The sequence below is a fragment of the Microcystis sp. LE18-22.4A genome (genome assembly GCF_027531105.1).
In the GTDB taxonomy this organism is placed as follows: Bacteria; Cyanobacteriota; Cyanobacteriia; order Cyanobacteriales; family Microcystaceae; genus Microcystis; species Microcystis aeruginosa.
On record NZ_JAPZRB010000023.1, the window covers coordinates 1 to 1225 of the forward strand.

At 39.8% G+C, this 1225-nt stretch carries 2 protein-coding genes; both read left to right on the forward strand.

Going from position 1 to position 1225, the window contains the following annotated elements; translation table 11 throughout:
• Positions 1-16: 16 nt before the first annotated feature.
• Positions 17-511, forward strand: coding sequence for a helix-turn-helix domain-containing protein (locus tag O9295_RS00875; protein ID WP_079210086.1), 495 nt, complete (start codon positions 17-19; stop codon positions 509-511).
• 396 nt (positions 512-907) lie between these two features.
• Positions 908-1225 (forward strand): arginase family protein (locus tag O9295_RS00880; protein ID WP_288030988.1); only part of this gene is annotated, 318 nt, incomplete at its 3' end.

Genomic DNA, 1225 nt, shown 5'->3' on the forward strand with positions numbered 1-1225 from the left:
GATTCTGTGTTTAACAATGAACAATTTTGATATTCACTCTTTAATTACAACTGTTGATAATCTCATCTTCTCCTATACAGGAGAGAATTTAGATGATGTTCAGTCTGAAATCTTAGAAGGGGTGATTAATCACCAAAAATATACAGAAATCGCTAAAAATCATCATCGTTCCGAGAAATATGTCAAGGATGTAGCCGGTAAGCTATGGAAAACCTTATCGGAAATTCTAGGAGAAGAAGTTAATAAAGCTAATCTTAGGTCTAGTCTGCGAAGATATTATTATAATGTCGCTAACAATAATGTATTTGGAATCCAAATTAGCGAAGGTAATATCTGTAATCAACTACCAGAAAATCAGTTACAAAAACCTAATATTGCTGAAGAATATAAACTCGAAATCGCTACAGAATTGATGAAAGAAGGCTTAAACGTCGAACAAATTGCTAGAGTGTTAAAACTTCCCTTAGAATTAGTTAAAGAGCAACTCGAAAAACCTAAGCAACCTAATTAGAAGTTAGGTTGACAGTGGTAGAGGGTGTTAAGCTATCGTTACAGCAGTTATCTCAATAAGTAGGTGGGTGGAATTAAATATAAGATGAACGTAGGTTGGGTTGAAGCATGAAACCCAACGCCGGTTCATGTTACGCTACCGCTAACCCATCCTACAAATAATTGTGCCTCCCTACTTATACCAAATCCGGTTATTAAAAACTGATTATTTATTCTCCCTTTTGCATGAGTGTCTCTTGCATGAGTGCCTCTCCTGATATGTAGCCTATACTCAACGGATTTAGTATTAGTAGATATGTATGAGGTCAGTTCAGGTTGATGAGAAAGGCTGTAATAGACAAAAATAGTCAAAATATTTATAATAGAAGGTTGGACTAAAATTTTCTGTGACTTGCCCATGTTATTGTCTGGCGCCACCGGTAGCGAACAATTTTTAGGTAGTGAAGCGATCGCCACTTACGCCACAGCTAAGGCCGTGATCCTGCCGATTCCCTACGAGGCCACCACCACCTATCGCAAGGGTTGTGAAACTGGACCGGCGGCGGTGATTACCGCTTCCCAACAATTGGAAGCCTATGACGAGGAACTTAAGAGGGAAACCTGTTTAGAAGTGGGCATCTATACCCATGATGCGATCGCCGATACCCGTCAGCAACCGCAATTGTCCGCCGAGGAGATGTTAGCCGTCACCACAGCTACAGTTTCGCGTTTAATT